Raw genomic sequence first — 4,753 nt, 5'->3', positions numbered from 1 at the left:
GCGGTGTTCGCGATGATGGTGGCGAGCCTGCGCAGCTTCCGCCGCGCGGGGCTGGTGGCCGGGCCGCTGTACCTCGGCCTCGCCTGCCTGCCGGGGGCGATGTACCTCTACGGGCTCAAGCTCAACTTCATCAACGCGGTGGTGCTGCCCAACCTGCTGGCGATCGCCGTGGACAACGCGGTGCACCTCTACCACCGCTACCGGGAGGAGGGGCCGGGCTCGCTCCCCCACGTGGTGCGCACCACGGGCGTCGCCGCGGTGGTGGCCACGCTGTCCAATGCCGCGGGCTACGGCGCGCTGCTCACGGCGAGCCACCCAGGGCTGCGCTCCATCGGGGAGATTGCCCTCCTGGGCGTCGCATGTGCCTTCCTGGGGACGACGGTGCTCTTCCCGGCGGTGCTCGCGCTGCTGGAGCGGCAGAAGCCTGGTGCCCCGAATGGCGAGGACGAGGACGAGCTGTCCCTGACGCCTCCGGTGGACACGGACGAAGTGAAGGCGGCCTGAGTCCCCTCCAGGCCAGTGCCCCAAGCTGGACAGGTGCTTCCGCCGCTCAGAGGGGCCCTGAGGGGGAACGACGCGGCACGCGGCTCGCAGTACCGGCACGGTGAACCCCCACCGAGCAGGTCTCTGCGTGTCCCCCTCGAACAACAGCACCGAAGCCATCCAGCGCATCTCCTTGAAGAACCGCGAGTACGCCTACATCGAGGATGCGAACCGCGGCGTCGTCCTGGTGGAGATTGGCCCCAAGGTCCTCACGCTGGAGGCCCACCTCACCCTCGTCACCAAGAGCCGGATGATCGAGCTGGGCACGGGGAGCTGGTGCGTCGTGCGCAACCCGGTGGTGCGCGCGGAAGGCCGGGTGGCCCTGGACGACTTCGGTCAGGCCCGCATCGCGGTGGGAGATCGCGAGGTGCGCGTGGGCCCCGCCGTCGCGAGGCCGGTGACGAGTGGCTGGTGCGCGGGCCCGGGCGCTATGTGACCTCACCGAGCCGGAGGAAGGTGGCGAGTCCCGGCCGCGCAAGGCGGGTGACACGTGGATCGTCCGCGGGCCTCGCACCTACGTGCCCACCGAGAAGGTGCTCATCCACAAGGAGAGCTCCGCCCTCTCGCTGGGCCAGGGCGAGGGCCTCTATGTGAGGGACCTGCGCTCGGGCAAGGTGTCGCTCGTCCAGGGGCCGTGCCAGTTCATGCCCGAGGCGCACCAGGAGTTGCACGAGAAGCGGCTCTCCGCCGACGCCGAGGTGCTGCTGGGCCTGGCCCCTCCCCCGCCGGCTCCCGCGCTCGCCGCCGTCGAGGTCAAGGAGGCCAAGGCGCCTCGCCCCACCACGCTCTCCTCGGAGCGGGTGGATCGCACGCGGGCCATCGTGCTGCGCATCGAGGACAACACCGCGGTGCTCAGCTCCAACCTCAACCTCTTCGATGCCATGCAGGGCCTGCTCGGGCCCGGTGGGGCTCCCCGCCTCCCCTGGCGGGCACGGGGAGCGGGAAGACCCTGGAAGGCTAGCGGTAGCGCGCGGCGAGCGTGGTCTTGGCGCCCGCGCGCATGCCCGCCTCCGCCTGCTCCAGCGCCACGAGGGCGTCGGCCGCCTCGAGGCCCGGGACACAGACCGTCTCCCCCCGCTCCAGCGCCACGAGGGAGGCGGTGACGACGTCCTCGGGCTTCATGGCGCCCTTGTAGCCGCCGTTGAACTCGGTCTCCGTCATGCCCGGACAGCAGACCTGCACCCGCACCGGGCCGCCGCGCAGCTCTCCGGCGAGCGTCCGGGTGAACTGGACGAGGAAGGCCTTCGCCCCCGCGTAGGTGGCCCGGTGCGGGAGCGGATTCGGGGGCAGCGAGCCGGAGAAGGCCAGCAGGGACGCCACGTTGATGACGCCCCCCCGGCCTCGCGCCAGCATTCCCGGCAGGGCCGAGCGCGTGGCCAGCATCGGCCCGAGGATGTGCAGGCGCACGAGCTGCTCGAGCAGGAGCGGATCCACTTGCTCGAAGGGCCCATAGCCTCCGATGCCGGCGTTGTTGATGAGCAGGGTCAGGTCCTCGCCCGCGGCGCGCTGGGCCACGCGCTGGAGGTCCGCGTCGACCGTCAGGTCGGCCTTGAGCGCCTCGACGCGGATGGAGTGCGCGGCCTCCAGTTCCGAGGCCAGGCCGCGCAGCCGGTCCTCACGACGGGCGACGAGGACGAGGTCGTAGCCGCGCTCGGCCAGGCGGCGCGCGTACACCGCTCCGATTCCCGCCGAGGCTCCCGTGATCAACGCCGTTCCCTGCTGGGCTCCCATGCCATCTCCCGTGTTCGTGACCGCACTTGCGGCGCGGTTTTATACCCAGGGGCTCGAAGCGCCCGTGACGGGGAAAAATTTTCCCCTCGTGGACCGCCCCGCCCCTTCCCTTCCGACATACCCCGGCCCGCAACCCCTTGGAATCACGAGGGCCGCCGCTGGCACGCCCGCTGCTTTGGACTGTCGCGGAACACGGCGCGTTTGGTTGGGAGGCGAGGGCGATGAGGGACGTTCCGAAGCGACACCTGGACCCGGTTTGCGGCAAGCATCTGGAGGCGCCCGACGGTCGTCCATCCACGGAGTACAAGAAGCGGAAGTATTTCTTCTGCTCGGAGCGCTGCCGTACGGCGTTCGAGCGCCAGGCGGAGCGCTTCCGCATGAACGACCTGGCCAAGGCGGGTGCGCTGCTGACGCCGGGACGGGTGCGCTGGGGCCTGGCCTGAGACGAGGGGTGTCCGTGACGAGAAGGGCCGCCCACGCGGGGTGAGCCCCCGCTGACGGTGGAGTCCAGCACTGGTATATCCTCACGGCCCCCATGTCCTTCGACCACGAACAGCGCCGGCACCGGCGTTACCCTCTGCGGTTGGCCATCACGCTTTACCGTGGGGGGGAGGAAGTGGACGCGGACATCATCAACGCCTCCGAGGGCGGCTGCTTGTTGCTGGTCCCATACCCCCTGGAGCCGGGTGAGGACCTCGTGGCGAGCATCCCTCCGCTGTTGATCTCGCGGACGAAGGTGCACGTGGTGCGCTGCGAGTCCACGCCGGAGGGCTACACGGCCGCGGTCTGCTTCGAGACGCTGGGGATCGAGGACTCCCTCAGCCGCCTCTCGGACGACGCGTCGGCCGTGCCGGGCACCAAGAAGCCCTCCTTGCTGAACTGACGCACCTCCCGCTCTTCGCGGCCGGCGCCCCCAGGGGTTCGCCGGCCGTTGCCTTTTGTGGCCGCGGGCGCCAGAGGCTTGCCCTGGATGCCCCTGGGTCATTCCTGATGGCGAAGTCGGTTCTGACCTCCCCCTGTTCAGGGCCAGGATTTCCTTCGTCTCCCGGACAGGTCAGGATTCGCTAAATCCATGATTTTTAAGGGAAAAATCGCTATTTATTTCCTCTGTCGCTAAATTATTTTGACAGAGACAGAAAAAACAGGTTATCAATCGCTTCAGAAGCCGGTCGGAACCGGGTCCACCCAGACCCCAGCCCGCACGGTGATTTCCCAAGCGAAGAGGCATCGAGCGTTTCCCCCTCCCGCTCGCCAATGCCCGAGGAGAAATGGCCATGAAGAGCATCCTTGACCGTATCGAGCAGAAGAAGAGTGAGCTGGCCCAGTCGCCTTTCCTCAGCTTCATCCAGGACTCGGCCATTTCCGCGCGCAAGCGCTTCGCCTTCGTGCCCTGCATCGCCCCGTTCGCGATGGGCTACACGGACATCAACAAGTTCATCCTCCGCGACGACGCCTCGGCGGATCCGCTCCAGCAGGTCATCAACACCCACACGCGGGAGGAGGACTCCCACTGGCGGATGTACCTGACGGATCTGCGGACGCTGAACATGAACGTGTCCATGGACATGGCGAACTCGCTGAAGATGCTGTGGGGCGACCACTGCCGGATGACGCGGCAGTTGGTGTACGAGCTGTCCGCCCTCGTCATCCAGTATCAGGATCCGCGGATGCGGCTGTTGATGGTGGAGGCCATCGAGGGCACCGCCGAGGTGGCCTTCGAGTTCTTCACCAAGGCGGCCTCCGAGTTCGAGAAGCAGACGGGCCGCAAGCTGCACTACTTCGGCATGACCCACGAGGAGATGGAGGCCAACCACGCCATCAGCAAGGAGTCCTCGGAGGATCTGCTGAGCACGCTGGAGCTCTCGGCCCAGGAGGAGCAGCAGGTGCTGGAGGCCGTGGACCGGGTGTACGCGCACTTCGGGATGATGTTCGACGAGCTACTGGCGTACGCCCTGCTGACCGGCCAGTTCCAGATGAACGAGATCAGCAACACCTGGTGGCTGCGGCCGACGGCGGAGCTGGGCGCGGGCGCCTCGGCCTGAGTCAGGCGGCGATGCGCAGATCCTTGAGCTTGAGCGACAGCCGCCGCTGACCGCGGAAGGTGTCGAAGCTGGCCTGGAAGGCGAGATCCACCGGCCCCTCGGTGAGGGCCAACCGGTCCGCCATGCCGAAGCCGATGGCGTCCACGGAGGGCGCATCCACCAGGGCCAGCTTGAGATGGCCGGCGCCCCCGGACTTGTGCGGCAACACGCGCGGGCGGGCCACCTGATGGCGTAGCACCAGCACGGGCTCGGGGTTGCCCTGCCCGAAGGGCCCCAGTCGCTGGAGCGCCTCCACCGCGCGCTCATCCAACTCATTCACGCTCACCACCGCGTCCACCTTGCAGCGCGGGATGAGGTCCTCCGGCGTCAGCCGCTGCCGGGCGATGCGCTCGAAGGCCTCGCGGAAGGCCGGCAGGTGCCTGGCCTCCACGGTGAGT

The 4,753-nt window shown here is 68.5% G+C and carries 6 protein-coding genes and 2 pseudogenes; 6 read left to right on the top strand and 2 right to left on the bottom strand.

Annotated features, from left to right (window positions below):
• The 3 genes and pseudogenes from VF794_RS00080 to VF794_RS00070 form a co-directional block, all read left to right on the top strand.
• On the top strand, positions 1-504 hold a 504-nt coding region (locus tag VF794_RS00080; RefSeq protein WP_331106458.1), incomplete at its 5' end, for an MMPL family transporter.
• Between the two features lie 127 nt (positions 505-631).
• A complete protein-coding gene (locus tag VF794_RS00075) occupies positions 632-979 on the top strand; it encodes a hypothetical protein (RefSeq protein WP_331106456.1) in 348 nt (115 codons plus the stop codon).
• Positions 948-1,241, top strand: a pseudogene (locus VF794_RS00070) (hypothetical protein); the annotation flags it as partial. The gene VF794_RS00075 and the pseudogene VF794_RS00070, both read left to right, overlap by 32 nt.
• A gap of 259 nt (positions 1,242-1,500) precedes the next feature.
• On the opposite strand, the gene VF794_RS00065 reads toward VF794_RS00070, so the two are convergent.
• The gene (locus VF794_RS00065) at positions 1,501-2,274 is read right to left on the bottom strand and encodes an SDR family NAD(P)-dependent oxidoreductase (RefSeq protein ID WP_331106454.1); all 774 of its coding nucleotides are present in this window, start codon (positions 2,272-2,274) and stop codon (positions 1,501-1,503) included.
• Positions 2,275-2,495: 221 nt separating this feature from the next.
• On the opposite strand from VF794_RS00065, the gene VF794_RS00060 reads away from it, so the two are divergent.
• The 3 genes from VF794_RS00060 to VF794_RS00050 all read left to right on the top strand — a co-directional run bounded on the left by VF794_RS00060 (position 2,496) and on the right by VF794_RS00050 (position 4,316).
• The gene (locus VF794_RS00060; RefSeq protein WP_309888777.1) at positions 2,496-2,717 is read left to right on the top strand and encodes a YHS domain-containing protein; all 222 of its coding nucleotides are present in this window, start codon (positions 2,496-2,498) and stop codon (positions 2,715-2,717) included.
• A 92-nt stretch (positions 2,718-2,809) separates the two neighbouring features.
• Complete coding sequence (locus tag VF794_RS00055) at positions 2,810-3,157, top strand: PilZ domain-containing protein (RefSeq protein ID WP_331106451.1); 348 nt, start codon at positions 2,810-2,812, stop codon at positions 3,155-3,157.
• Between the two features lie 391 nt (positions 3,158-3,548).
• Positions 3,549-4,316, top strand: coding sequence for a hypothetical protein (locus tag VF794_RS00050; RefSeq protein WP_331106449.1), 768 nt, complete (start codon positions 3,549-3,551; stop codon positions 4,314-4,316).
• A 1-nt stretch (position 4,317) separates the two neighbouring features.
• Here VF794_RS00050 and VF794_RS00045 read toward each other — a convergent pair.
• Positions 4,318-4,753, bottom strand: a pseudogene (locus VF794_RS00045) (single-stranded-DNA-specific exonuclease RecJ); the annotation flags it as partial.

This window comes from Archangium sp. (assembly GCF_036389735.1).
Lineage (GTDB): Bacteria > Myxococcota > Myxococcia > Myxococcales > Myxococcaceae > Archangium.
This window is presented reverse-complemented; position numbering and strand designations above follow the sequence as displayed.

Excerpts from the sequence above, each read along its gene's own strand:
- VF794_RS00065 (WP_331106454.1), bottom strand. The coding sequence starts at position 2,274 with ATGGGAGCCCAGCAGGGAACGGCGTTGATCACGGGAGCCTCGGCGGGA.
- VF794_RS00060 (WP_309888777.1), top strand. The coding sequence starts at position 2,496 with ATGAGGGACGTTCCGAAGCGACACCTGGACCCGGTTTGCGGCAAGCAT.
- VF794_RS00055 (WP_331106451.1), top strand. The coding sequence starts at position 2,810 with ATGTCCTTCGACCACGAACAGCGCCGGCACCGGCGTTACCCTCTGCGG.
- VF794_RS00050 (WP_331106449.1), top strand. The coding sequence starts at position 3,549 with ATGAAGAGCATCCTTGACCGTATCGAGCAGAAGAAGAGTGAGCTGGCC.